We start from the raw sequence: 23,780 nt of genomic DNA, 5'->3' as shown, positions 1-23,780 counted from the left end.
CTCAGGCTTCCCTGAACTCGGTGCGCGCCAAGCCGTTGTCGAGATTGATCGTCGTGCGCAGGCGCATGCGCTCCGGCGTCGGCGTCATGATCAGCACGGCGTCGATCTCGATTTTCAGGCCGGTCTTGTCGCCAAGATTGACCGAGACCTTCGTCGCGCTCTCCTTGAGTCGCGGCTCGAAGGTGGCGAGCACCGCGCGGATCTCGCGCGCCAGCACATCGCGATCGAAGTCGCGCGACGAGCGGCCTGAGAAGGACGGCACGCCATAATTGACCACGCTGCGGCGCACCTCCGGAAAGTCGTCCAGCGCTGTCGGACTGTCGGTCATCTGCTCGGCCTCGAGATCGGAAAGCATGGGCGTCGACTCGAAGCGTTCGGTGTTGAACAACGCCTCGATGTCGCGCCGCACGGCCTCGCGCAGCACATCGGGCGACACCACGATGCCGCGGCTTTCAAGTTCGCCGCGATGCCGGTTCTGAAACGCCAGCCTGTGCAGCCGGCGTTTCTGATCGGGGTTCAGCGTATCGTCGGCGTCGATGCGCCTCGGTCCGTCCGCCAAGAGCTCGTCCAGGCGCTCCTCGCCGAGTTCGTCGTGCAGAGTCTGCCTGAGCCCGTCTATCTCGGAACTCAGGCCGGGCAAATCGTTGACGAGGCGGTCCCAGAGCGAAGGCTGTACTGCCTCGCGCTTGGCCCGTGAACCGCCCGCCTGTGCCTTGTCCGCGGCAGGGCGCTTTGCACGCCCCTCACTTGCCGACATAGACATCCATTTCGGCTTCGTCATTGTCGTCATAGACGAACTTGATCTTCTTGTAGGCGAAGGAGACCTCCTCCTGGATCAGGTCGGCTTCATCGTCGGCCTGCGACATGTCGTATTCCATGATCGAAGCATCGGTCAGGGTGACGACCAGATAGTCCTTGCTCTCGCCGTCGATGGTCCGCCGTGCAGAGAACTTGACCTCGTCCAGCGCCTTGTTTTCGAACAGGGCCTTCGCGAGATAGGGCGAAGATTTGTCATAGTGCTTGGTGAACTTGATCATGCCCATCGACACGCGGCCGCGGCGCGAGAGCGAATTCGGGTCATAGGGCGCCACCATCTTGTAGTCGACGCCATGGATCTCGATCTCGTCGTCGTGGCCGTCGCGGGTGCTGGGGCCTTTAATGTCCGGAACTTTCAAAAAACCATCGATTTTCATGGTCGGCATTTTCTTTCTCCACCGCTTTCAAACGAAAAGGTTTGGTTGCTGCAATCAAGTCTTCACAGACGGCAGTTCCGACACCAGCCTGAGCGAGGCGTTGATGCCTTCCAGCTGGTAGTGCGGGCGCAAATAGAAGCGGGCGTTGTAGTAGCCCGGCCGGCCCTCCACGCTGTCGACCTGCACCTCGGCGGCGGCAAGCGGGCGCTTGGCGCGCGCCTTGTCGTCGGCGAAGGCCGGGTTGGCCAGCACGTACCGGTTGATCCATTCGGTCAACCAGATCTGCATGTCGGAGCGTTCCTTGAACGAGCCGATCTTGTCGCGCGCAATGGCCTTGAGGTAGTGCGCGAAACGGGAAACCGGGAACAGATACGGCAGGTTGGCGGAGAGCCGTTCATTGGACTGGGCGTCGGGATCGACCAGACGTCCGGCACGCGTCTCGTCGTCCTGCAGCGAGTGGGCGCCGATGAAGGCGGCCAGATCGGTGTTCTTGCGGTGCAGGATCGGCATCAGGCCGAGCTTGGCCAGTTCCGCCTCGCGCCGGTCATCGATGGCGACTTCCGTCGGGCATTTCATCGCGATCGAGCCGTCATCCGTCGGGAAAGCGTGCACCGGCAGGTTGAGTACCGTGCCGCCGTTCTCGACGCCGCGGATCTGCGTGCCCCAGCCGAACAATTTGTGGCTGCGGTTGATGTTGACGCCCATCGGGAAGGCGGCGTTCATCCAGACATATTTGTTGTGGTCGCCATGCACCTCCTCCTCGAAGGAGAAGCCCTTGACCGGAACGGTCTCGGACCCGTAGGGCAGCCGCGCCAGCACACGCGGCATGGTGAGGCCAATATAGCGGGCGTCCTCGCTTTCGCGCAGCGACTGCCACGAGGCATAGGCCGGATTGTTCACGATCATCTGCAGGTCCTGCGGGTTGGGCAGTTCCTGCCAGCTGTCCATACGGAACAGCCGCGGTGAGGCGGCGGCGATGAACGGCGTGTGCGCCGAGGCGCAGATGCCGGATATGTTGCGCAGCAGGCCGACGTCGCGCGGATGGTTCGAAAACTCATAGGCGCCAACGATGCAGCCGATCGGCTCGCCGCCGAGCATCGAATACTCGTCCGTATAGACTTTCTTGAAGATCGGGCTCTGGTCCCACATCTGGCCTTCATAGTCTTCAAGCGTGTCGGCCAGTTGCTCCTTGGAGATGTTCATCACCCGGATCTTGAGATGCTTCGCATCCGTCTCGGTGTTGTTGATGAGATACCAAAGGCCGCGCCATGTGCCTTCCATCTCCCGCACTTCCGGGGCGTGAAGGATTTCGTTGACCTGCGTCGTCAGCATCTTGTCGATGCCGGCGATCAGCGACTTGATCGACTTGATCGAGTTGGACGAAATCGTCGTTGTCTCGGAGCGCGACTGCGCCGCCAGCGCTAGGTTGCGCACCAGTTGCTGCAGCTTCTCGCTGTCGTCCTTCTTGACCTTGAAATCCTTCTCCAGCAGCTGGCTGAATTCGCCGAGATCGACTGCCTCGGCTTCGGCGACGGATGCTGCGGTCTTTTGCTGTTCGGCCATGATTTATTCCTCGCCCTTGTCGTCGTCGGACATCGCCTGGCTGGCGATCTGTGCCAGCAGCGGCTGATTGTTCAGCAGCTGGGCGATGCGCTTTTCGGCATCGACGCGACCGTCCATGAAGCCGAGCAGTTCCTCGAGCTGGCGCCGCATCTTGAGGATCTCGGCCAGTTGCGGAACCTGTTCGGCGATTTTGTCGGGGGCGAAATCGCCCATCTTGGTGAAGGTCAGGTCGAGCGCGAGCTCTTCGTCGCGCTCCTGGCCTTCGGCCTGCGGCAGGGTGTTCTTCACCCGCGCCTTGACCCTGGGTCCCAGCGCTTCCATGAATTTGGGGAAGCGGTTGGCATCGGTCTCGACAAAGGAACGGTCGAGCACCGTCTTTGCCGCTTCCCTGGTCTGCGATGCGCCCGACAGGTCGGCCATCACGCCCATGACGAACGGCAGTTCGATCGTCGTCGGGCTGCCGTAGGTTTCGACATCGTAGGCGATCTGCACGCGCGGGGCGCGATTTCGCTCGATGACCTTCGCTTTGCTTTCGGCTGGCATGTGTTGCTACCTTTCATCCTTCTGGGCAGTCTTCTTGGCGTCGGGAACGCCCGCGAGCAGCCGGAATTCCTTCAGCCCCGACGGGGCGAGATCTTCCATCAGTTCAACGAAATCCATGTGCACCATGCGGCGCACCCGGCGGGCGAGATGCGGGATCGGGCTCGACGGCTCGGTGCGGTCGTAGAAGGCCACCACAAGGTCGAGGCATTTCACCACATCGTCGCGCGAGGAAATCCTGTCGGGGAGCCCCGCATTTGGCTCTGCGTAGCTTGCCATCGTCTCGGCTCCATGACCGTTTCTGGCCGGCATTGCCGGGCTTGCCGTGGCAGGCGCCGGGCTGGCAGCGCCATTCGTCGCCGCCGGGGCCGTCGTTTCCACCGCCGTGTTGCGTTCCAACGTCGTCAGCACGCGCTGCAAAAAGCGCTTCAGGTCCGGAACCGCCGCGCCGTGGCCTTCAAGACGGGCATTCAGCGCCGTGTCCACCGCGTCGAGCGCTCCGATCGCGGCGTGAGTATCGGCGATCAGTGCATTCATCTGTTCGCCGGCCTGATCCAGCTGCGCGGCGCATCCGCTGCCCACCCGGTTCAGAAGCTGCCCATGCGCGCTGACCAGCGCTGCCTTTTCGGCGGCATTCAATCCCGACGCCGCTTCCTGAAGCATGACGCGGTCGTCGAGCGCGCCCTGTTCCAGATCGCGTCCAGTGATCGGCCCCATGGGTCGTGGGGCGAAGAAAACCATTTGCCTGAGGTTCGCCAGCAGCCCGTCCTGGTTATTCTGCAGGTCGGCCAGCGCGTTGAGGCGGCGCAAGGCTGCGTCGCGCGGCTGGCCGCCGGGCCGCAGCGCCGGGTGCATCGTCTCCCAATGGGCCTCGAAAGTCCGCGCGATCAGCGTCAGGCCTTGTGCCAGCCCGGCGAGCCCTTCTTCATTGGCGAGCGCCCGGGCGACGATGACAAGCAGGCGCAGGTCGCGGCCATGCGAACGCAATTCCTCGGCCTTGCCAAGAACGGCAGGCCAATCGACGGGAATCGTCGATTGCGCGGCAGGCTTGTTGCGCCCGTCATGGACAACCTTGACCTGCGGCTCGGTGAGGCGCTCGAGCTCGTGAAAGGCCGGATCGTTGCGCAAGTCTCCGCCTGACGGATTTTCACCGTCCAACGGAGCAAGCCAGAGTGCGAGATCGATCACAGCTACCCCCAGCGACCGGCTCTAAAACCGTACGTGACCCAACGTTAGCACACGGTTGCACCCTACCACAATTCGGCAAACCGCTCAAAAGTTAACGGGCGCTAATGCGAGCCAGTGCAACTGCATCTCGAATGGCGCAATCTATGGCGTGCTTGCCCAGCCCCGTATGTGAAGCGCATCGCATAGAATTGGAAAAAATCGTGGTTGTCTGCATTTGGTGGCGCGGGACTTTCCACAACGGGAAGCGGCCGGCTGAATGACGCGCTTTGTCAAGCGGCTGCTTATGTGGCAGGCTGTCGACGGGCAGATTGCAGGAGCACGTTCGATGGAACAGCGCCGGTCATCGCAGGGTTTCAAACGCAAGGAACTGGTGGGCAAGCTCAATCCGGTCTGCCTGCGCGCCTTCAAGGCCGCCGCCGACAGCGCCAAGCTGCGCGGCAATCCTTACGTCGAACTTGTCCATTTCATCGAGCAGCTGGTGCTGTCCGAGCGCTCGGATGTGCAGATGATCCTTGCCGATGCCGGCATCGATGCCAGCCGGCTGACCAGCGACATGACGCGGGCTGTCGACAAACTGCCTTATGGCGCCACCTCGATCGAGGAATTTTCCGACCACATCTTCCACGCCATCCAGGAAGCCTGGAACCTGGCGACGCTGGAATTCGGCATGGAGGAGGTGCGCAGCGGCCATATCGTCCTCGCTTGCCTGAAGACGCCGGTGCTGGAAGGCCTGGTGTCGAAGATCAGCGCCGAGTTCGACAAGATCGACGCCGACGCGGTCATCGCCCGCTTCGCCGAGGTGGTGGGGGGTTCACTCGAAGCCGGCGCTGCGGCTGCGGCTCCTCCCGCCGCCGAGGCGCCACGGCGGGCCCCGGGCGGGGATTCCGCGCTGGCCAAATACGCCACCGACCTCACCCAGCGCGCCCATGACGGCAAGATCGATCCGGTCGTCGGCCGCGACCCGGAGATCCGGCAGATCATCGATATCCTGATGCGGCGCCGGCAGAACAACCCGATCCTGACCGGCGAGGCCGGCGTCGGCAAGACCGCGGTGGTCGAGGGCTTCGCCTTGCGCATCGCCCAGGGTGACGTACCGCCGCCGCTGCAAGGCATCAGCGTGCGCATGCTCGATGTCGGCCTCATGCAGGCCGGCGCCAGCGTCAAGGGCGAGTTCGAAAAGCGCCTGAAGGCGGTCATCGACGAGGTTCAATCCTCCGAAACGCCGGTGATCCTGTTCATCGACGAGGCGCACACGCTGATCGGCGCCGGCGGTGCGGCTGGAACCGGCGACGCCGCCAATCTGCTGAAACCGGCGCTGGCGCGCGGCGAACTGCGCACCATCGCGGCGACCACCTGGGCCGAATACAAGCAGCACATCGAAAAGGACCCGGCGCTGACCCGCCGTTTCCAGGTGGTCAAGATCGACGAGCCGTCGGAAGCGGTCGCCGTTCTCATGCTGCGCGGCGTCGCCGGGGTGCTCGAACAGCACCACGAGGTGCAGATCCTCGACGAGGCGATCGAGGCGGCGGTGGCCTTGTCGCATCGGTATATTCCGGCGCGGCAATTGCCTGACAAGGCGGTGAGCCTGCTCGACACCGCTTGCGCCAGGGTCGCGGTCTCGCAGCACGCCACGCCGGCCGAGGTCGAGGACATTTTGCGCCGCCGCCAGGCGCTGGAAGTCGAGCGCGGCATCATCGGCCGCGAAGCCGCGATCGGCATCGAGGTGGCCGATCGGCAGGCGCGGGTCGAAGCCGGACTTACTGAGACCGAGACGACGCTCGCCGCCGCCGAGGAGCGTTGGGAGCGCGAAAAGGCGCTGGTAGCCGAGATCCTCGAATTGCGCGCGCGGCTGCGCGGCGAGGGCGTGCCGCTCGATGAGGTAGCAACCGCCGAGGCCGACGCCGAAACGGCAGCGCCGGACGCGGAAAAGACCAAGGTGCCGAGGGTCGAGCCGCCCAAGGCTGAAACGGCAAAGGCTGAAACGGCCAAGAGCAAAAAATCCAAGGCCAAGGCTGGAACGGCTGCGGCGGTTGCCGACACCCCTCCAGCCGACCCGGCCGCCGATCTCGTGCGGCTGCGTGAACTCATGGCCGAGCTTGCCACGGCGCAGGGCGAGACACCGCTGATCCTGCCCTCCGTCGACCGCAATGCGGTGGCTGCCGTGGTCCAGGATTGGACCGGCATCCCGACGGGGAGAATGCTGTCCAGCCAGACCGAGAAGGCGCTCAAGCTCGCCGAGACTTTGTCCGAGCGTGTCGTCGGCCAGGACCACGCGATGGAGATGATCGCCAAGCGCGTGCAAACCAGCCGCGCCGGCCTTGGCGCGCCGGAAAAGCCGGTCGGCGTGTTCCTGCTTTGCGGCCCGTCGGGCGTCGGCAAGACCGAGACGGCGCTGGCGCTTGCCGAAACACTTTACGGCGGCGAGCAGAACCTGATCTCGATCAACATGTCCGAATTCCAGGAAGCGCACACCGTCTCGACGCTGAAAGGCGCACCGCCCGGCTATGTCGGCTACGGCAAGGGCGGCATCCTGACCGAGGCCGTGCGCCGAAAACCCTATTCGGTGATCCTGCTCGACGAGGTCGAGAAGGCCCATCCCGATGTCCACGAAATCTTCTTCCAGGTTTTCGACAAGGGCATGATGGATGACAGCGAGGGAAGGCGCATCGACTTCAAGAACACGTTGATCCTGCTGACCTCCAATGTCGGCTCCGAAGTCATCATGGAGCGGACCCAGAACGGCACGGTGAGGGCAGGGCTCGACGGCCTCGACGCAGCCTTGCGCGCCCCGTTGCTGAAGGTATTCCCGGCGGCCTTCCTCGGCCGCGTCGTGACCATTCCCTACTACCCGCTGTCGGATTCGATGATCGAGGCCATCACCCGCCATCAGTTCGGCAAGATCGCGCGGCGGCTGCGCGCCAGCCACGACGCCGAACTGGTGATCGGCGACGGCGTCATGGCGCTGGTCAAGGCGCGCTGCACCGAAATCGAGTCCGGCGGCCGCATGATCGACGCCATCCTCACCAACACGCTGCTGCCGGAACTCAGCCGCGGCGTGCTGAACCGTTCGCTCGACGGCGAGAAGATGACCAAGGTGACGGTCAGCGCTTCCGCGGACGGGTTTGCCTATTCGTTCGAATAGGTGCCACAGCGAGCCTGTGCCGGCTCTATTGTTGCGGTGTCTCCGTCTCGGCGCGGATCAGTTTGATGTCTGCGCCCGCCGCCCAGGCGCCGATATCCTCGCGCCGCAATGCCGCCGCCATCATGTCGGGAAACAGGTCCGGCGTGCAGGCGAAGACCGGTATGCCGAGTGCTGCGACCGAGGCCGACATCGCCGGATCGTAGCCCGGCCGGCCCTGATCGGTCAGCGCCAGCAGAACCACGACATTGACGCCGGATCGCACCAGCGCCGCCAGCCGCCGCAGCAAGTCCTGGCCGTTGCCGCCTTCATAGAGGTCGGTGATCAGCACGAAATGGGACTTGGTCGGCCGCTCGATCCGGTCGGCGCAATAGGCGACCGCCTGGTTGATGTCGGTGCCGCCGCCGAGCTGCACACCAAACAGCACTTCGACGGGGTCGCTGAGCTCTTCGGTCAGATCGACGATTGCCGTGTCGAAACAGACCAGCTTGGTGCGCACCACCGGCAGCGACGCCATGACAGCGGCGAAGATCGAGGCATAGATCACCGAGCTGGCCATCGAGCCGGACTGGTCGACGCACAGCACCACCTCGTCGAGATCGACCAGCCGGCGCTGCTTGCGCATGAAACCGACGAGTTTTTCCGGCACGATGGTTTTGTGCTCGGGCTGGTAGTGGCGAAGATTGGCCGAGATGGTGCGCGGCCAGTCGATGTCGCGTTGGCGCGGGCGGTTGGTGCGCCGCGAGCGGTCGAGCGCGCCGCGGATCGCCTCGGCGGTCTTCTGCTCCAGCCGCTGCATCAGCTTGGCGACGATGTCGGCGATGATGGTACGGGCAATGTCCTTGGTCTTGGCCGGCATCACCGAGCGCAGCGAAATCAGGTCGGCGACGAGATTGACGTCGGCCTCGATGGCCTTGAGGAATTCCGGTTCCATCAGCATCTGCTTCAGGTTCAGCCGTTCGAAGGCGTCCTTCTGGACGATCTGGACCACCTGTGCTGGAAAGAAGGAGCGGATATCGCCCATCCACTGCGCCACGCGCGGCGCCGAGCGGCCGAGCCCGCCACGCCGCTTGCGCGGGTCGGCATCGGCATTGGCGCCATCGCCGTAAAGCGCATCGAGCGCCGACGACAGTTTTTTGTCGTCGCTGGAAAGGGCTGAGGAAGCCTCGTCATCGGCGCCGATCGCCAGCCGCCAGCGGCGCTCGCGCTCGCCATCGACAGATGCGGCGGCGCCATCCGCGTCTTTCTCGTCTTCCATCGTCACGCTCCGCTCGCAAGCAGGGGGCCAAGCCGCTCCAGGTGCCGGCGCCAGCCTTCGCCGCCATCCGGCGCCGGCGTCAGGCCGGCCGGCAGCCTTGCGGTGCGGCCGAGCACTGCCTCGATCAGCCGCCGGCGCTCCATGCTGTCCAGATTGGAGAAGACGCGGCGCAGCAGGGGCAGATGCGCGATGAATGCGTCCTCGTCGAGCGACTTGAGCCACGCATCGACGGCGCCGCGCAGACCTTCGTCATAGATCAGCCGCTGGCCGGCAGTGCTGAAGAAACCTTCGAAGAAACCCGCCGCCTGTGCAACCGGCGTCCCCGGCGACAGCCTGCGCCCGAGCAGTCCGGCGGCGTCCTCGGCCAACAGCTGGCCGGCTTCGTAGAGGAGATGCGCGGCACAGCCGGCGAGCAACGCCGTCGAACGCTGCCCCTCCAGCACGCCTGTCAGCCCGTTGCGCCAGGCATCGAGCACGCCTTCGCCGGGCTCGACCAAGCGGATCGCCGCGTCCGCCTTGCGCACCGCGCCGACCAATGTCGTGGCGGCCTGTTCGTCCAGGTCGCGCACCGCATAAGGCAAGGCGATTGCGCCCTCGACGATCAGCCGTTCCAACAAACCGGACAACCGGTTGGTTTCGGTCTTGCGCGCCTCGCCGTAGCGGATGATGTCGGCAAGCGGCGGCACCGAGGCCAGGATTTCCAGGCACTCGCTGCTGTGCGCGGCGCGTGCCTCCAGCGCCGCAAGACCGGCGCTCGCGGCCTCGGACAGGTCAGCCGTGATGGCGCTTTGAACCAGCGCTGCAAGCGCGTCGAGGCTGGCCGCGGCGCCGAGCATCTGGATCAGGCGGCCATTGGCCGCCTTTTCGATGGTCGGCCCATAGATCAGGTTCTCGACCAGGCGCACGGCATATTCCGGCTCCCAGGCCAGGGTCCACTTTTCGCGGAAGGTGCCGCGGCTGCGGCCGGCGTCGGCCAGCCTGCCCCACTGTACGCCGAGCACGTTCAGCCGGTGCAGCAATGTCGAGCGAAACAGCCCGCTTTCGCTGCGCAAATCGACGGACAGTTCGCGCTCCAGCGCCTCCGGCTTCAGCCGTGCCGCTTTCTGGTTACGCTGCAGATCCTCGATCAGCGGCGCCAGCGGCGTGTCGGGTGGGATCTCGCCGACATCCGCGCCCAAAAGCAGCTCGGCTTCAACGAGGGACCACAGCACCGCTTCGCCGTTGAACAGCGCCGCGATCGCCGCGTCGCGCAATTCCTCGAAGCCGGGTTTCGGCCGGTCGCGAATGGCAGCCAGCGTGCGGGCAAGCCGCTCGGCCTCGATCAGCGACGCCGTCGAGACCAGATGGCCCTTCGCCCGCAGCACCGCCGCGATCATCGCCAGCCAAAGCGTCGCGGCATCGCGCCGCTCGCGCGTGCGCCACAGATGTTTGCACCAGCCCGGCGCAACGACACCGGCGCCATAGCCATAGCCCAGCGCCAGGCGCGGTCCCGTCCATGGCGCCCATGTCATCGTGCTTTTGCGCCGGGCAATTCCCTTGATCAGCGCCTGGTCGTTCTTCTGCGTGTGCGCGGCCTGCAAGGCCGGTACGTGCCATGCGCCGCAGACGACGGCGATTGGTCCGTCGAACTCCTTGCGCGCGGCAGCGATTTCCAACCGCATATGCGCTTCACGCTTGGCCTCGAACGGCGCGATCGTGCCTTCGCCATCGCGCAGCGTCGTCATCGCATCGGCGATGGCCGCGAAGATCGGGCCCGGCTGCGGGTTCTGCTCGATGATGTCGGCCCACCAGCTCTCGCCGTCCTCATAGCCGGCGGCCGCAGCCAGTGTGCCGATCGGATCGCGATGCGAAGCCGCCTCGCCATCCTCGCCGGTTTCCTCCTTGGGCTCGGCCTTGTCGGCCTCATCGGTCTTGTCGGCGCTCTCCGTCGCCGACGCGAAGCGCGCCGATGACGGCAGGTCGATGAACCGCAAAGCCGCCTTGTTCTCCACCGCCCACACCGCCGCCTGGTATTCCGGCGAAAACTCGGCGAATGGCCAGAAGCTTGTCGCGGCCGGATCGTCCTCGGGATAGCAAAGCAGCGCCACCGGCGGCTGCATTTCCGGACGCGCCAGGAACGGCAGCAGGGATGACGCGTCGCTCGGCCCTTCGATCAGCACCGCGACCGGCTGCAACTCCCGGAGCGCCTGCACCAGGCTGGCGGCGGAGCCCGGCCCGTGATGGCGGATGCCGAAATAGGCGACGTCGCTCATGCCTCAGATCGCTGCGTTCAGCGCCGCGTAATAGCCGGCATAGTCCGGCCGCTTCTTGAGCACCGTTTCGAGATATTCCTCCAGCACCACCTTGTCCTGAACCGGGTCCTTGATGATGGCGCCGACGAGGCTGGCGGCAAGGCCTTCGGCGCCGAGCTTGCCGCTGTCGAACCATGCCGCCTGACTGAGGCCGCCGACCATGGTGGCGATTGCCTCGGCGGTCGAGAGCGAGCCCGAAGGCGTCTTCAGCGTCACCTTGCCGTCAGCGGTCGCGCCCGAGCGCAACTCGCGGAAGATGGTCAGCACGCGGGCGATCTCCTCGCCGACATTTTTGGGCACCGGCAGGTCGAGCCCGCCGGCCATCTCGTCGACCCGCTTGGAAACGATCGCCACCTCTTCGGCCATGTCTTCGGGCAGCGGCAGCACCACCACATTGAAGCGGCGCTTGAGCGCCGAGGACAGTTCGTTGACGCCCTTGTCGCGGTTGTTGGCGGTGGCGATGATGTTGAAGCCGCGCTGGGCGTAGATCGAGGTGTTGAGTTCCGGGATCGGCATCATCTTTTCCGACAGCACGGTGATCAGCGTGTCCTGCACGTCCGACCCCATGCGCGTCAGTTCCTCCAGCCGGCAGAGCTTGCCGCTCTCCATGGCGCGGTAAAGCGGCGTCGGCACCAGCGCTTCCTGGCTCGGTCCCTTGGCCAAGAGCTGCGCGTAGTTCCAGCCATAGCGGATCTGGTTCTCATCGGTGCCGGCCGTGCACTGCACGATCAGTGTCGAGTCCCCCATGATGGCGGCGGCGAGATGTTCCGACACCCAGGACTTGGCGGTGCCGGGAACGCCGAGCAGCAGCAGCGCGCGGTCGGTGGCGAGCGTCGCCACCGCGGTTTCCATCAGCCTGCGACGGCCGACATATTTCGGCGAAATCACCGTGCCGTCGCTGGCCTTGCCGCCGAGCAGATAGGTCAGCACGGCCTTTGGCGACAGGCTCCATCCCGCCGGCTTCTGGCGGTCGTCATTGCGCGCCAGCGCCTGCAGTTCGGACGCATAGGCCTGCTCGACGGGGAGGCGGATGGCTGCGTTCATTGTGCTGTTCTCCGATTGCTCATGTGTTTGTTCCCGTCAGGGCTGCATTAAGGCGCAGGAAAGCGAGTGACGCCGCCGCCGGCGGCATGCCTGCCGCGACAATGTCGCCGATCAGTCGTTCCGCTGTCGCCGCAGTGGCAAGAAAGCCTATCGTTTCCAGGGCGTGGTCTGCGCTTCGCTTCGCGGGCTCCTCGTTTCCCGCAACCTTGGAGCGCAGTGCCGACAGCGCCTTGCCATTTGTCAGATCGTCCCATTCTAACCAGCTTGTTTCGGCGCCTTCGACCAGGTTGAGCGCTTCAAGATTCTGCGCGTCCTTCAGGATCTGCCTGATCAGAGTACGCTTCCTGCCGCTGTCCAAACGCAACATGAGGTGGAAGACAAACAATGCCGATTTGCCGCCCTCGGCGGCCAGCGTATCTGCCAACAGTGCCACCGTGGCATCGCTGCCGGATACCGCGACCATCCGAACGAGAGACAGATCGGCTCTGTCGTCGACACCGAATTGCCATGCCCCGATGAAATCGGATTCTGTTTTACCGAAGCGCGCGGCAAGGTCGACCAGGTAGCAGCTCGCAAAAAGGTCGACGCGACGACTTTCTTGGGCCGCCGACTTCAGCTTTGCCGGCGTGTAGGTGGTGCGGCGGCGGATGAAGCCGGACTTGCCTTCTGCAATGAAGGCGGCGAGTTCGGCAACGGGATCGTCGGCTCCGCCGTCGCCGGCGCGGCCGTGCTCACCCAGCCTTGCCAGCAGCCGGCCCGCCAGTTCCTGCACCTTGCCGGAGCGGTCGGCGGCAAGGCTTTTCAGGAACGGCGCATCCGCGGGCGTCAGGCCGAAATGCATGAGTTCGATCAGTGCAAGCCGGACTTCCGCCGGTTCGCCCGGCGCCTTGGTCTCAATCAGCGAACGGGCCGCCGCCGGATCGCGGCGGCGCATCTCGCCCAGCGCGATGCGGCGCGCGGCAGGATAGAAGTCATCCCAGTTCTGCACCGTCAGCTGCTCCTGCGGGGCGATCTTCAGCCACTCCACGCTGGCCTGCCAGTCGATCCACGGCGCATAGACGTCAGGGCTGCTCTGATCCGATGCCGGGGGCATCCAGTCCATCGGATGGAGCACATAGCCTCGGCTGGCGACAAGTGTGGCCACGCGCGCCTTGCGCCGTGCATCGGCGGCGTTCTTCAGGGCTGCCCGCAACAGTGGTCGCAATCGCTCCGGCAGCAGTGGCAGGCCAAGCCTTGGCAGCGGCGGGCGCCGCTTCAATGTCTTCGGCGCGGCGGGCCGCAAGCCGACGTCGAGCGCTTGCGCCGCGATCGCAAGCAGTTGCCGTTCGCGTTCGTCCGGGCTTGCGCCGGCGGCGATTTCCTTCCATGCGGCCGGCGCCAGATCGAATGTGGTCCCGCCGGTGATCCAGCAGTCGCGCATCGTCGCCAGGCCGGTCTGCTCGAGCTCGTTCATGACAGGTCGAGTCTCCCGAAGCCGCTTTGCGCGGCCAGCAGATCGAGCCGCGCACCGTTCCAAAGTGCTGCCGTGGCCGTGAGATCGAGGCCAAGTACGGTCTGATCGACGGTTCCGGCGACAGGCAGGGCAATCCCTTTCGGGTCGTGCGCCGCTTGCCACCAGGCCGCGCCGCGCTCATCGAGGAGGATGGCGCCGGCCGGCAGCATCAGCGGACAGTCGGTGGACCATGGCGCTGCGTCCTGATGCGATGCATGCGCGGCGAGCGGATCCTTGATTGTGTCGAGACCGAAATCCGGCCACGCCCCGGACACGACATCGCCCTTGCGCTCCGCCACCAGCGCCCGCAGCGGCTGGCGCGACGGATAGAACACCAGCCTTGCATCGAACCGGTCGCCGGGCGTGAACGCAGCCGAGCGACGGCCGGCCGAGGCGGGAAAGAAATCGAGCAGCAGCGCAAATTGCGGTGTCGGACACTTGAGGTCGAGCAGCCATGTCGAATGACTGACAAGACCGTCGCGGCGGGTCTCGATCTTCTCGCCGATGACTTCCCAATGGCTGTCGACCTGTTTTGCATCGGGATTGGCCAGAACCTGGTCGCGGGTCTCGGACGCCGACACCATCCGCTTGAGCTCCGGATCATCGGGCGCCGAGCGCCAGGCCTTGGCCAGCAGCACCAGCTTGCCGAGTTCGCGGATCGCTGCATCCGGCCGTTCCTCGCTGCGCAGCGCCATCAGCCGCGCCGGTATCTCGTCGATGCGCCCGGCAAGCGCGGTCGCCTTCATGTCGACCAGCCTGGCGGCGATCCGGCGGCAGCGCTCGCTGCTGGCATCGGCAAAGGCGGAAAGGCCGAGCCGCAACTGGTCGGCGATCCACTGGTCGAGTTCGTCCAGCGCTCCCGCCACCGCTGTCCGCGTGTCTTCCGCCCGCTTGCGCTGTGCCGCCTCGCGGCGCTCCGCTGCGGCAGCGTCCTCGATTGCGGTGACTTCATCCGGCTGCGCGGCCTCACCGATGCTCTTGCCGGACGCGCCGGCCCCCGCGCCCGGCGTTGCAGTGGCCGGCTGGCCCGTCGTCTTCCGGCGCCGGCCAAGCCAGTCATTCACCCACTCCGGCGTCGATTCGGCAGCGGTGAAGCTGGCGGGCGCGGTGGCGGCGATCCACATCAGCGCCAGCGTGTGCTTGCACGGAAATTTTCGCGACGGGCAGGTGCATTTGTAGCCGTGGTCGCCAGTGTCGACCACGGTGCGATAGGGATTGGAGCCGGAGCCCTGGCATTCCCCCCAGATCAGCGCCTGCTGCTCGTTCTTCTCCAGCCTCGGCCAGTTCGAACGCTTGGTGAGTTTCGAGGCGGCGCTCAGCGACGCCTGATCGGGGGCCAGCGCCTCGATGGTTTTCAGGTCGAATTCCAAGCCGCGCCTCTCGTCACCCCAAATCAATGCCTGAAATCAGTATAGGGTGCCGTTTGTGAAGGATTGTTGTGGCTCCGGCAAGACAAAGATGGCCCAGATTAGTACAGCGGCGTTGCCATGTGCCGGGGCGTTGGCCATTCCGTCGTGACGCCCGGCTGCACCGGCCGTTCGAGATAGGTCGACAGCACGACATAGCTTCGCGTCGAGGTGACGCCGGGCGTTTCGTAGAGACGCGCCAACAAGCCCTCAAGCGCCCTGGTGTCCTCGGTGCGGACTTTGAGCAGCATGCAGGTGTCGCCGGCCACCGAATGGATCTCCTCGACCTCAGGATATTGGGAAACCGCCATCAGCTCCGGCGTCTTGCCCCAACCCTTGGTGTCGATATGCACGAAGGTAAGCAGCGGCTTCTTCACCGCCTTGGGGTCGATGATCACGGCTGTGCCACGGATGGCGCCGCTGCGCCGCAGCCGCTTCACCCGTTCATGCGCCGCCGGGGGCGAAAGGCAGACCCGCTCGCCGAGTTCAGCGTAGCTGACCGTGGCGTCGTCGACCAGCACGCCTAATATTTTTCGGTCGATCGCGTCCAGCTCGCGGGCGACAGGCTTGTTCTGCAGAACACCATCTGTTTCTTCATCCATATCGAAATTCCTTGTTGTCGCGGAATTTAATTCGGCCAGTATGCCCCTATGACGAACGCGCATCAAGCAGCAACGCTCCCAACAACAGCGCCGATCCCGGCGCTGGCCTATCTCCTGACCGGCTGCATCGCCGTCATCGGCTCCAACTCACTGGTTCTGGGTCCGATCGCCCCGGCAGTGGCTGCATCCTTCGGCACCAGCGTGCCGGCGGTGATGGCCGCGTCGGCTGCATTCGGTCTCGGCACCTCGGCCAGCGCCCTGTTCCTCGCCCGCTATATCGACGGCGTCGGCGCCCGCCGCATGCTGCAGGGCGCGCTGCTGTTGCTGGCGGTTGCACTTCTAGCCAGTGCGCTGGCGCCGACCGTGATCGCGCTGGTCGCGGCTCAAGCCGTTGCCGGCATTGCCGCCGGCGTTGCCATGCCGGCAATCTATGCCAGTGCGGCGGCGATCGCGCCGCCCGGCCGCGAAAGTGGCACGATCGGCGTCGTGCTGACCGGCTGGACGGTCTCCATGGTCGCCGGCGTTTCGCTGTCGGCCGTGCTTGCCGATCTCGTCCATTGGCGCGCCGTCTTCGCGGTAGTCGCGGTGCTTTCGGCAATTGCGCTCGCCGCTCTGTCGATGACCTCGCTCAGCGACGTCAGGAAGAGCGGCCCGGCGCCGACGCCGTTCGGTGCGCTGGCCATTCCCGGCATCGTGCCGCTGCTGATCGCTTGCACCGCCTTCATGACCGCCTTTTACGGCGTCTACGGCTATCTCGGCGATCATCTGCACCAGGATCTCGGTGAGCCCGTCAGCGCCAATGCGCTCGCCGCTCTCGCCTATGGCGCCGGCTTCGGCACGGCAGCCTTTCTCGACGGCGTCATCGACCGCATCGGCGCGCGACGCGTCATGCCTTTCGCCTATCTGCTGGTCGCCGCCGTCTATGTCGCGATTGCGCTCGCAAGCAGCAATTTCGCGCTGATCCTGGCCATGATCGCCATATGGGGCCTTGCCAATCATTTCGGTCTGAACGTGCTGGTGATGCGCCTGACCGCGCTCGATCCGTCGCGCCGCGGTACCATCATGGGACTGAACAGCTCGGTCACCTATCTCGCGGTCTTTATCGGCACCACGAGCTTCGGGCCGCTTTATTCGACATTCGGCTTTGCCGCCTGCGCGATCGTCGCGGCCTTGCTGATGCTGGTTGCAGCCGCGGCGGGGACCTGGCGTTCGCCCGTCAGGGCATAAGCGGCGGCGGCAAAGCTTGCGTCCCTGTCCTGTCCTTCGCTAGAGGTTCGGCTCACCATGCGAGCCGTATCAGGATGAACACGACGCTTGAGACCACCGCCGATCCCTCGCCAGAGGAACTCACCTTTTTGGCCGAGCGGCTGACGGCGTTCAATGACGGCGATGTCGGCGCCTCCGGCCGCAAAGCGCTTGCCGTCTTCGTGCGCGACGAGGACCGCGCCGTCGTCGCGGGCATTTCAGGCTACACCGCCTGGGGCTGGCTCTATGTGCAATGGCTCTGGGTCGACGAACGCCTGCGCGGCCGGCATATCGCCGGCGACATGCTGGATGCCGCCGAACGCGAAGCAGTCAAGCGCGGCTGTCAGAACGCCTGGATCGACACTTTCAATCCCGTCGCGGCCAAAGCCTATGAGCGGCAGGGCTACCGGCCTTTCGGCGAACTGCCGGACTTTCCCGTCGGCCGCAGCCGCATCTTTCTGCAGAAGAAGCTGGTGGCCTAACCCGCCAGCCTTCCGCCTTGCATAGGCTGCGGCACGCCGGTGGTGCTGGGAAAGCTGATCGGCAGGCCGCGCAGCACGCGCACCGCCAGGAAAGCAAAACATTCGGCTTCGACCGCATCGCCCTTCCAGCCCAGCGTTTCGGCTTGGATGACCTCGACGCCACCGCGGCTCGCCAGCATCGCCATCATCGTCGGGTTGTGTCGGCCGCCGCCGCTGACCGCCAGCCGCTTCGGCCGGCGCGGCAACAGGTCGAGCGCCTTGCCGACGGCCGAGACGGTGAAGGCCGCCAGCGTCGCCGCACCGTCCTCGGCGCTGAGGCCGTCGGCCATATCGGCGGTGAAGTCGAAGCGGTCGAGCGATTTCGGGTAAGGTTTTGTCAGATACGGATGCTGCAGCAATCTGGCCAGCCGCGCTTCGTCGACGGTGCCGGCTGCACCCAGCCTGCCGTCGCGGTCCATCTCGCCGAGACCCTTCACCTTGATGAAATCGTTGAGCGGCGCATTGGCCGGACCGGTGTCGAAGGCGATGATGTTGTCCTTGCCGTCCCACCAGGTGATGTTGCCGACGCCGCCGAGATTGAGCACTGCGGTATCGCCGCTCGCGTCCGCTTCCCTGAGCAGCGCCGCGTGATAGGCAGCCGCCAGCGGCGCGCCCTGGCCGCCGGCGCGCACATCGGCCGAGCGGAAGTCGTATGCGACCTTGGCGCCGAGGATCGAATGCATCAGTTCGCCATCGCCCAGCTGGCGCGTATCGCCGCGCCGTCCCGGCTGCGGGGCGCGGTGCAGCACGGTCTGGCCGTGAAAGCCGACCACGCCGATATCGGTCATGGTCAGGCCGTAGCTCTCGACAAGGTCTTTCACCGCCGCCGACTGCGCCCGCGTCAGCGCCTCTTCGGCCTCGCCGAAGATCGCCGGCTCCGGCCCGTCGAAATTCCACGCCCTGGCCTGGCGCAGCGTCTCCTCCAGCAGGGCGCGAATCTCTGCGGGGTAGGGGGCCAGCGTATAGGTGCCGAAATCGGCGATACGCTCGCCATCGGTCTTGATCAGCGCGACGTCGATATTGCCGTCAAGCACGGTGCCGGTCATCAGGCCGACGGCCCAGATTGGTTCCATGGTCGCTTTCTCGAATCGCCGTTGAACCACGTGTCGGACGGATCGGTCGGGCAGGCAAGTCTTTTGCCTGTATTGATCAAGGCAAGCGTTTCAGGATTTGAATTCCCCCGGCGCTAGCGCTGCCCCTCACCTGCCTGCCGGCATCCTCTCCCCGTATAGTGACGGGGAGAGGGGCGCTCTCATTGATGATTTCGCCAATCTCCAACGTTGCAAAAAGGGCGCCGAGGCTGCGGTCAGCCCTTTCTCCCCGTCACTATACGGGGAGAAATGCCCGGCAGGGCAATGAGGGGCGGCGCTGACATCGGCCACCTGTCCGAGGCGATTGCTTTGGATCCTGATGGTATGCCGGCAGCCTTTTTCGCCGAACAGCGAAAATGGAGCAACACCGTTCTTGTCTCTTGCGGCTCAAGACGCCAGCTATGGGACGAGCGACATCGGCATATGCCGAAGTCCGTACACAATCGCCAGGGAGAAACCACATGCCATCCGAAGTCGCAGTGATCGCCGGCGCGGGCGCGGGCCTGAGCGCCTCGCTGGCCCGCCTTCTGACCAAAGAAGGCTTTCGCGTGGTGCTGGCCGCCCGCAACACGGGCAAGCTCGCAGCGCTGGTCGAGGAGACCGGAGCGCTCGCCGTCGAAACCGATGTCGCCGATCCGGCCTCCGTCGCCAGCCTGTTCGAGGCGGCTGACAAGCAGGGCCCGCTGGCGCTTGCCGTCTTCAATGCCAGCGGCCGCACGCGCGGTCCTATCGCCGAGATCGATGCCGATGCGGTCAAGCAGGCGCTGCTCGTCGGCGCCTATGGCGGCTTCCTGGTCGGCCAGCAGGCGGCGCGGCGGCTGCTTTCGCGCGGCTCGGGCTCGATCCTGTTCACCGGCGCATCCGCCAGCATCAAGGGCTTTGCCAACTCGGCCGGCTTCGCTATGCCGAAATTCGGCCTGCGCGGCCTGGCGCAATCCATGGCGCGTGAACTCGGCCCGAAAAACATCCATGTCGCGCATTTCATCATCGACGGCCAGATCGAGGCGGCCGGGCGGACGTCCGAGCGGCCGGATAGCCACCTGTCGCCCGATGCGATCGCCGAGACCTATTTCGCGGTCCATCGCCAGCATCGCAGCGCATGGAGTTTCGAGGTCGAGCTGCGGCCCTGGGTCGAGACATTCTGATCGACCGGGCGTGGCCGTTCTCGCGAACGTGAAATCTTTGAGAGAATATTCCCAGCTTCGTGTTTGAGAAGAAATGCGGTTCTTTGATCCGGCAGACAGCATTGCCGATGATGTCGTCAAGGCTTGGTATTCCACCAAGCCGCAATGACTTCAGGATTACGAGGGATCGACAATGTCCGAACGCGGAAACGCTTCCAATTCTCTTCTTTTTTCGGCCATCAGCCGGCGAGCTGCCCTTGCGGCACTTTTCGCCTCGGCCGTGACACTTGTCGGCCTGGCCCAGCCGACGCCGTCCTTCGCCGAGGACAAGAAGGCGATCAAGGTCGGCATCATCAGCGGCGAGGATGAGGACGTCTGGCGCGTCGTCGTCGCCCAGGCCGCCGAAAAGGGCCTGGCCATCGAGACCGTGGTGTTCAACGACTACACCCAGCCCAACGAGGCGCTCGAGCGCGGCGAGATTGACGCCAACGCCTTCCAGCACCAGCCCTATCTCGACAACCAGATCAAGACGCAAGGCTATCATATCGTGCGCGTCGGCTATACCGGCGTCTGGCCGATCGGTCTCTACTCCAAGAAGTACACCAAGGTCGCCGACCTGCCCGAAGGCGCCGTCATCGGCCTGCCCAACGACCCTTCCAATGAAGGCCGCGCGCTGCGCGTCCTGCAGAACGAAGGCGTGATCAAGCTGAAGGACGGCACCGGCATCCTGGCGACCACCGCCGACATTGCCGAGAACCCGAAGAAGGTCGTCATCAAGGAGCTCGACGCCGGCATTGTCGGTCGCTCGGTCGAGGATCTCGACGCGGCGGTCGTCAACACCGATTGGGCGCTGAAGAGCGGCCTCGGCCCGGACAGCCGCATCGCCCAGGAGCCGGTGGCCGACAATCCCTACCGCAACTTCATCGCCGTCAAATCCGGCAATGAGAACGAGGCCTGGGTGAAGACGCTGGTCGCGTCCTACCAGAACGAGGCGGTCAAGGCCGAGTTCGACAAGGTCTACAAGGGCACCGGGATCAGCGCCTATTGATCGGCGCCTGGCTTTCAGGAACAGGCGGCCCGCTTTTGAGCGGGCCGCTGTCGCATTTGAGCGCCGTTGAAACGGACAGTGAGATGAACCAGCACGTCACGGCCGCAACGGCCGATCCGGTCCACATATCTGCCGCCGGGCAGGAGGATGTCGTCCGCCTTGTCGACCTGAAGCGCCGCTTCGGCGCGACGCCTGCGCTCGACGGCGTTTCGCTGACGGTGCGCAAGGGAGAGATTCTCGGCATCATCGGCCGCAGCGGCGCCGGCAAGTCGACGCTGATCCGCTGCCTCAACGGGCTGGAGCGGCCGGATTCCGGTGAGGTCTTCATCGAGGGCCGCGAGATCGGTCGGCTTGGCGAGCGTGAGTTGCAGCCGCTGCGGCGGCGCATCGGCATGATCTTCCAGCACTTCAACCTTTTGTCGGCCAAGACGGTCGAGGACAATGTCGCGCTGCCGCTCAAGATCGAGGGCCGTCCCAAGGCAGAGCGCCTGGCGCGTGCTGCCGAACTGCTCGATCTCGTCGGCCTGTCGGAGAAGGCCAAAGCCTACCCGTCCTCGCTGTCGGGTGGCCAGAAGCAGCGCGTCGGCATTGCCAGGGCGCTGGCCGCGCGGCCGGCGCTGCTGCTCTCCGACGAAGCGACGTCGGCCCTCGATCCGGAGACGACACGCGCGATCCTGGCTTTGCTGAAAGACATCAACAGGCAGCTCGGCCTGACCATCCTGCTCATCACACACGAGATGGAGGTGATCCGTTCGATCGCCGACCGCGTCGCCGTGATCGATGCCGGTCGCATCGTCGAGCAGGGCCCAGTGTGGTCGGTCTTTGCCGAGCCGCATTCCGAAATCACCAGGAGCCTGCTCGGCGCCATCCGCCCGCAGCTACCGGTCGAGATTGCCGTTCGGCTTCTTCCGGGCGCCGGCGCCGAGCTCATCCTCAGAATCGATGTATCAGGCGAAGCCGCGCGGGGCCCACTGCTATCAGATCTCGCTGTTGCGGTGCCAGGTCCATTCCGCCTCGTCCATGGCGGCATCGACCATGTCCAGCAGCAGCCTGTCGGCACGCTGTTCGTGGCGGTGGCGGGCAACGATGCCCGCCATCTCGCTGAAGTAATCGCTTTCCTGAAGGCCCGCGAAGCGCGGGTGGAGGTGCTTGGCCATGTCGCCGGTTCTGTTTGAGCTTCTGCTGCGCTCGATCTGGGAGACGGTCCTGATGACCGCCGCCTCCGGTCTCATCTCGCTGGTCTTCGGCCTGCCGCTCGGTCTGGCCTTGATCGCCACAGAGCGCGGCGGCATTGCTGAAAACATATGGGTGAACCGCGCACTCGGCGCCGTCATCAACGGCTTTCGCTCGGTGCCCTTCATCATCCTCTTGGTGGCATTGATCCCGGTGACGCGGCTGATCGTCGGCACCTCGATCGGCACCTGGGCGGCCATCGTGCCGCTGTCGATCGCCGCGACGCCCTATTATGCCCGCATCGCCGAAGTCTCGCTGCGCGAAGTCGATCGTGGACTGATCGAGGCGGCGCGCGCCATGGGCGGCAATCGCTGGACGATCATCCGCGAGGTGCTGGTGCCGGAGGCGCTGCCCGGCATCGTCGCCGGGTTCACAGTGACGCTGGTGACGCTGATCGGCGCCTCGGCCATGGCTGGCGCCATCGGCGCCGGTGGGCTTGGCGATCTCGCCATCCGCTATGGCTACCAGCGTTTCGAGACCAGCGTCATGGTCGCCGTGGTCATCGTGCTGATCATCCTCGTCTGCGGCATCCAGTGGATCGGTGACCGGCTGGTCGCAAAGCTGGATCGCCGCGTATGAGCGGCCGCGAACATTCTTTGCCCGTCGGCTGCAAAAGGCAGCGCCGGCTTTCTTCATTCGCCTCGAGATTGGATTGCGCATTGCTTTGATTGGACCAGCCTGCGTGCCACCGTGAAAGCGGGGCCGGCAAACAAGGAGCTTGACCATGCCCAGGATCGTACCCGTGCTCGATCTCAGCCGCCTCGAACAGGGCGCCTCGGAGCATCGAACGTTTCTGTTCGACCTGCGCACGGCCGCGCGCGACGTCGGCTTCTTCTATTTGACCGGCCACGGCATATCGGCTGCGGATACCGCCGAGGTGCTCGACGCCGCGCGCCGGTTCTTTGCCTTGCCGGAAGCCGACAAGCTGGCGATCGAAATGGTCAAGTCCTCGCAGTTCCGCGGCTATACACGCGCCGGCGGAGAGCTCACCAAAGGCAAGGCCGACTGGCGCGAACAGCTCGACATCGGCGTCGAACGCCCGGCCATCCCGCAAGGCCCCGGCGTGCCCGCCTGGACGCGGTTGCAAGGGCCGAACCAGTGGCCGTCTATACTGCCCGAACTGAAGCCGGCGCTGCTGGGATGGCAGGCCAAGGCCACCGCCGTGGCGATCCGTCTGCTCAGGGCTTTCGCTCTATCGCTCGACCAGGCCGAGGACGCCTTCGATCCGATCTACCGCAATGAGCCCAACCATCGCATGAAGATCGTTCGCTATCCCGGCCGCGACGCCACCGGCGACGACCAGGGCGTCGGCGCGCACAAGGATGGCGGCTTCCTGACGCTTCTGCTGCAGGATGAGAACAAGGGCCTGCAGGTCGAATATGACGGCAGCTGGGTCGATGTCGATCCGCTCCCCCATACGCTGGTGGTCAACATCGGCGAACTGCTCGAACTGGCCTCCAACGGCTATCTCCGCGCGACCGTGCACCGCGTGGTGACGCCGCCGGCTGGCGTCGAGCGGATCTCGGTTCCCTTCTTCTTCAGCGCCCGACTCGACGCGACCATCCCGCTGCTCGACCTGTCCGAGGAGCTGGCGGCTGAGGCGCGCGGGCCGGCCAGCGATCCCGACAATCCGCTGTTTCGCTATGTCGGCACCAACGTGCTGAAGAGCCGCCTGCGCTCCCATCCCGACGTGGCGCGCCGGCACTATGCCGATCTGCTCGAGACTGGCACCTCAGCCGGCTGAATCTTCGACGACGAGAACGAAATTTCTGAATCTCGCGTTGTTTTAGAAAGCCGTTCGT

Annotated in this window: 20 protein-coding genes; 8 read left to right on the top strand and 12 right to left on the bottom strand. The window is 65.1% G+C overall.

The annotated features are described in order from the left end of the window. Position 1: 1 nt before the first annotated feature. The 5 genes from tssE to tssA are packed head-to-tail and all read right to left on the bottom strand — an operon-like array spanning position 2 to position 4,484. Positions 2 to 757 carry a type VI secretion system baseplate subunit TssE gene (gene tssE / locus AC1D1N_RS17370; RefSeq protein WP_477350106.1) on the bottom strand — a complete coding sequence of 252 codons (756 nt, stop codon included), beginning with the start codon at positions 755 to 757 and terminating at the stop codon, positions 2 to 4. Next, positions 744 to 1,193: an Hcp family type VI secretion system effector gene (locus tag AC1D1N_RS17365; protein ID WP_192256823.1), complete on the bottom strand. Its 450-nt coding sequence runs from the start codon at positions 1,191 to 1,193 to the stop codon at positions 744 to 746. Before AC1D1N_RS17365 ends, tssE begins: the two co-directional genes overlap by 14 nt. 54 nt (positions 1,194 to 1,247) lie before the next feature. Beyond that, positions 1,248 to 2,756: a type VI secretion system contractile sheath large subunit gene (gene tssC / locus AC1D1N_RS17360; protein ID WP_112565910.1), complete on the bottom strand. Its 1,509-nt coding sequence runs from the start codon at positions 2,754 to 2,756 to the stop codon at positions 1,248 to 1,250. Between the two features lie 3 nt (positions 2,757 to 2,759). Further along, positions 2,760 to 3,299 (bottom strand): type VI secretion system contractile sheath small subunit, encoded by a 540-nt coding sequence (gene tssB / locus AC1D1N_RS17355; protein WP_112565907.1) that lies wholly within the window; start codon positions 3,297 to 3,299, stop codon positions 2,760 to 2,762. A 6-nt stretch (positions 3,300 to 3,305) separates the two neighbouring features. Then, the gene (gene tssA, locus AC1D1N_RS17350; protein ID WP_477349916.1) at positions 3,306 to 4,484 is read right to left on the bottom strand and encodes a type VI secretion system protein TssA; all 1,179 of its coding nucleotides are present in this window, start codon (positions 4,482 to 4,484) and stop codon (positions 3,306 to 3,308) included. 325 nt (positions 4,485 to 4,809) lie between these two features. Here tssA and tssH point away from each other — a divergent pair, with 325 nt between their 5' ends. Then, the gene (tssH, locus tag AC1D1N_RS17345) at positions 4,810 to 7,626 is read left to right on the top strand and encodes a type VI secretion system ATPase TssH (RefSeq protein ID WP_477350104.1); all 2,817 of its coding nucleotides are present in this window, start codon (positions 4,810 to 4,812) and stop codon (positions 7,624 to 7,626) included. A 25-nt stretch (positions 7,627 to 7,651) separates the two neighbouring features. On the opposite strand, the gene AC1D1N_RS17340 is transcribed toward tssH, so the two are convergent. The 6 genes from AC1D1N_RS17340 to AC1D1N_RS17315 all read right to left on the bottom strand — a co-directional run bounded on the left by AC1D1N_RS17340 (position 7,652) and on the right by AC1D1N_RS17315 (position 15,716). Beyond that, positions 7,652 to 8,881, bottom strand: a complete 1,230-nt coding sequence (locus AC1D1N_RS17340; protein ID WP_477349914.1) for a VWA domain-containing protein — start codon at positions 8,879 to 8,881, stop codon at positions 7,652 to 7,654. Positions 8,882 to 8,883: 2 nt separating this feature from the next. Further along, the gene (locus AC1D1N_RS17335) at positions 8,884 to 11,133 is read right to left on the bottom strand and encodes a DUF5682 family protein (protein ID WP_477349912.1); all 2,250 of its coding nucleotides are present in this window, start codon (positions 11,131 to 11,133) and stop codon (positions 8,884 to 8,886) included. Between the two features lie 3 nt (positions 11,134 to 11,136). Next, positions 11,137 to 12,216, bottom strand: coding sequence for an ATP-binding protein (locus AC1D1N_RS17330; protein WP_112565895.1), 1,080 nt, complete (start codon positions 12,214 to 12,216; stop codon positions 11,137 to 11,139). Between the two features lie 19 nt (positions 12,217 to 12,235). Next, positions 12,236 to 13,636 carry a DUF5691 domain-containing protein gene (locus AC1D1N_RS17325; RefSeq protein WP_477350102.1) on the bottom strand — a complete coding sequence of 467 codons (1,401 nt, stop codon included), beginning with the start codon at positions 13,634 to 13,636 and terminating at the stop codon, positions 12,236 to 12,238. Positions 13,637 to 13,665: 29 nt separating this feature from the next. After that, a complete protein-coding gene (locus AC1D1N_RS17320; RefSeq protein ID WP_477349909.1) occupies positions 13,666 to 15,078 on the bottom strand; it encodes an SWIM zinc finger family protein in 1,413 nt (470 codons plus the stop codon). Between the two features lie 98 nt (positions 15,079 to 15,176). Then, a complete protein-coding gene (locus AC1D1N_RS17315) occupies positions 15,177 to 15,716 on the bottom strand; it encodes an Lrp/AsnC family transcriptional regulator (RefSeq protein WP_112565886.1) in 540 nt (179 codons plus the stop codon). A gap of 48 nt (positions 15,717 to 15,764) precedes the next feature. Here AC1D1N_RS17315 and AC1D1N_RS17310 point away from each other — a divergent pair, with 48 nt between their 5' ends. Continuing rightward, a complete protein-coding gene (locus tag AC1D1N_RS17310; protein ID WP_436258737.1) occupies positions 15,765 to 16,943 on the top strand; it encodes an MFS transporter in 1,179 nt (392 codons plus the stop codon). 74 nt (positions 16,944 to 17,017) lie between these two features. Next, positions 17,018 to 17,443, top strand: a complete 426-nt coding sequence (locus tag AC1D1N_RS17305; protein ID WP_436258738.1) for a GNAT family N-acetyltransferase — start codon at positions 17,018 to 17,020, stop codon at positions 17,441 to 17,443. On the opposite strand, the gene AC1D1N_RS17300 is transcribed toward AC1D1N_RS17305, so the two are convergent. After that, the gene (locus AC1D1N_RS17300; RefSeq protein ID WP_436258739.1) at positions 17,440 to 18,555 is read right to left on the bottom strand and encodes an anhydro-N-acetylmuramic acid kinase; all 1,116 of its coding nucleotides are present in this window, start codon (positions 18,553 to 18,555) and stop codon (positions 17,440 to 17,442) included. The genes AC1D1N_RS17305 and AC1D1N_RS17300 overlap by 4 nt on opposite strands. A gap of 479 nt (positions 18,556 to 19,034) precedes the next feature. Between AC1D1N_RS17300 and AC1D1N_RS17295 the strand changes: the two genes are divergently transcribed. From AC1D1N_RS17295 to AC1D1N_RS17275, 5 genes are all read left to right on the top strand, one after another. After that, positions 19,035 to 19,718: an SDR family NAD(P)-dependent oxidoreductase gene (locus AC1D1N_RS17295; RefSeq protein ID WP_477349906.1), complete on the top strand. Its 684-nt coding sequence runs from the start codon at positions 19,035 to 19,037 to the stop codon at positions 19,716 to 19,718. Positions 19,719 to 19,890: 172 nt separating this feature from the next. Next, a complete protein-coding gene (locus AC1D1N_RS17290) occupies positions 19,891 to 20,745 on the top strand; it encodes a MetQ/NlpA family lipoprotein (RefSeq protein WP_436258741.1) in 855 nt (284 codons plus the stop codon). Between the two features lie 83 nt (positions 20,746 to 20,828). Continuing rightward, positions 20,829 to 21,920, top strand: a complete 1,092-nt coding sequence (locus AC1D1N_RS17285; RefSeq protein WP_477349904.1) for a methionine ABC transporter ATP-binding protein — start codon at positions 20,829 to 20,831, stop codon at positions 21,918 to 21,920. Next, the gene (locus AC1D1N_RS17280; RefSeq protein ID WP_436258743.1) at positions 21,901 to 22,557 is read left to right on the top strand and encodes a methionine ABC transporter permease; all 657 of its coding nucleotides are present in this window, start codon (positions 21,901 to 21,903) and stop codon (positions 22,555 to 22,557) included. Before AC1D1N_RS17285 ends, AC1D1N_RS17280 begins: the two co-directional genes overlap by 20 nt. 145 nt (positions 22,558 to 22,702) lie before the next feature. After that, a complete protein-coding gene (locus AC1D1N_RS17275; protein ID WP_436258744.1) occupies positions 22,703 to 23,722 on the top strand; it encodes an isopenicillin N synthase family dioxygenase in 1,020 nt (339 codons plus the stop codon). Positions 23,723 to 23,780: the final 58 nt, after the last annotated feature.

The organism is Mesorhizobium sp. P2_B5, from assembly GCF_056404775.1.
The sequence above is the reverse complement of the archived record's forward strand: the minus strand, read 5'-3'. Positions and strand labels throughout refer to the sequence as shown.

Coding starts and splice junctions, on each gene's coding strand:
- tssH (WP_477350104.1), top strand. CDS start 4,810: ATGGAACAGCGCCGGTCATCGCAGGGTTTCAAACGCAAGGAACTGGTG.
- AC1D1N_RS17275 (WP_436258744.1), top strand. CDS start 22,703: ATGCCCAGGATCGTACCCGTGCTCGATCTCAGCCGCCTCGAACAGGGC.
- AC1D1N_RS17280 (WP_436258743.1), top strand. CDS start 21,901: ATGTCGCCGGTTCTGTTTGAGCTTCTGCTGCGCTCGATCTGGGAGACG.
- AC1D1N_RS17325 (WP_477350102.1), bottom strand. CDS start 13,636: ATGCGCGACTGCTGGATCACCGGCGGGACCACATTCGATCTGGCGCCG.
- AC1D1N_RS17340 (WP_477349914.1), bottom strand. CDS start 8,881: ATGGAAGACGAGAAAGACGCGGATGGCGCCGCCGCATCTGTCGATGGC.
- AC1D1N_RS17295 (WP_477349906.1), top strand. CDS start 19,035: ATGCCATCCGAAGTCGCAGTGATCGCCGGCGCGGGCGCGGGCCTGAGC.
- AC1D1N_RS17315 (WP_112565886.1), bottom strand. CDS start 15,716: ATGGATGAAGAAACAGATGGTGTTCTGCAGAACAAGCCTGTCGCCCGC.
- tssB (WP_112565907.1), bottom strand. CDS start 3,299: ATGCCAGCCGAAAGCAAAGCGAAGGTCATCGAGCGAAATCGCGCCCCG.
- AC1D1N_RS17310 (WP_436258737.1), top strand. CDS start 15,765: ATGACGAACGCGCATCAAGCAGCAACGCTCCCAACAACAGCGCCGATC.
- AC1D1N_RS17285 (WP_477349904.1), top strand. CDS start 20,829: ATGAACCAGCACGTCACGGCCGCAACGGCCGATCCGGTCCACATATCT.
- AC1D1N_RS17300 (WP_436258739.1), bottom strand. CDS start 18,555: ATGGAACCAATCTGGGCCGTCGGCCTGATGACCGGCACCGTGCTTGAC.
- AC1D1N_RS17335 (WP_477349912.1), bottom strand. CDS start 11,133: ATGAGCGACGTCGCCTATTTCGGCATCCGCCATCACGGGCCGGGCTCC.
- AC1D1N_RS17365 (WP_192256823.1), bottom strand. CDS start 1,193: ATGAAAATCGATGGTTTTTTGAAAGTTCCGGACATTAAAGGCCCCAGC.
- tssC (WP_112565910.1), bottom strand. CDS start 2,756: ATGGCCGAACAGCAAAAGACCGCAGCATCCGTCGCCGAAGCCGAGGCA.
- AC1D1N_RS17290 (WP_436258741.1), top strand. CDS start 19,891: ATGTCCGAACGCGGAAACGCTTCCAATTCTCTTCTTTTTTCGGCCATC.
- AC1D1N_RS17305 (WP_436258738.1), top strand. CDS start 17,018: ATGAACACGACGCTTGAGACCACCGCCGATCCCTCGCCAGAGGAACTC.
- AC1D1N_RS17330 (WP_112565895.1), bottom strand. CDS start 12,216: ATGAACGCAGCCATCCGCCTCCCCGTCGAGCAGGCCTATGCGTCCGAA.
- tssE (WP_477350106.1), bottom strand. CDS start 757: ATGTCGGCAAGTGAGGGGCGTGCAAAGCGCCCTGCCGCGGACAAGGCA.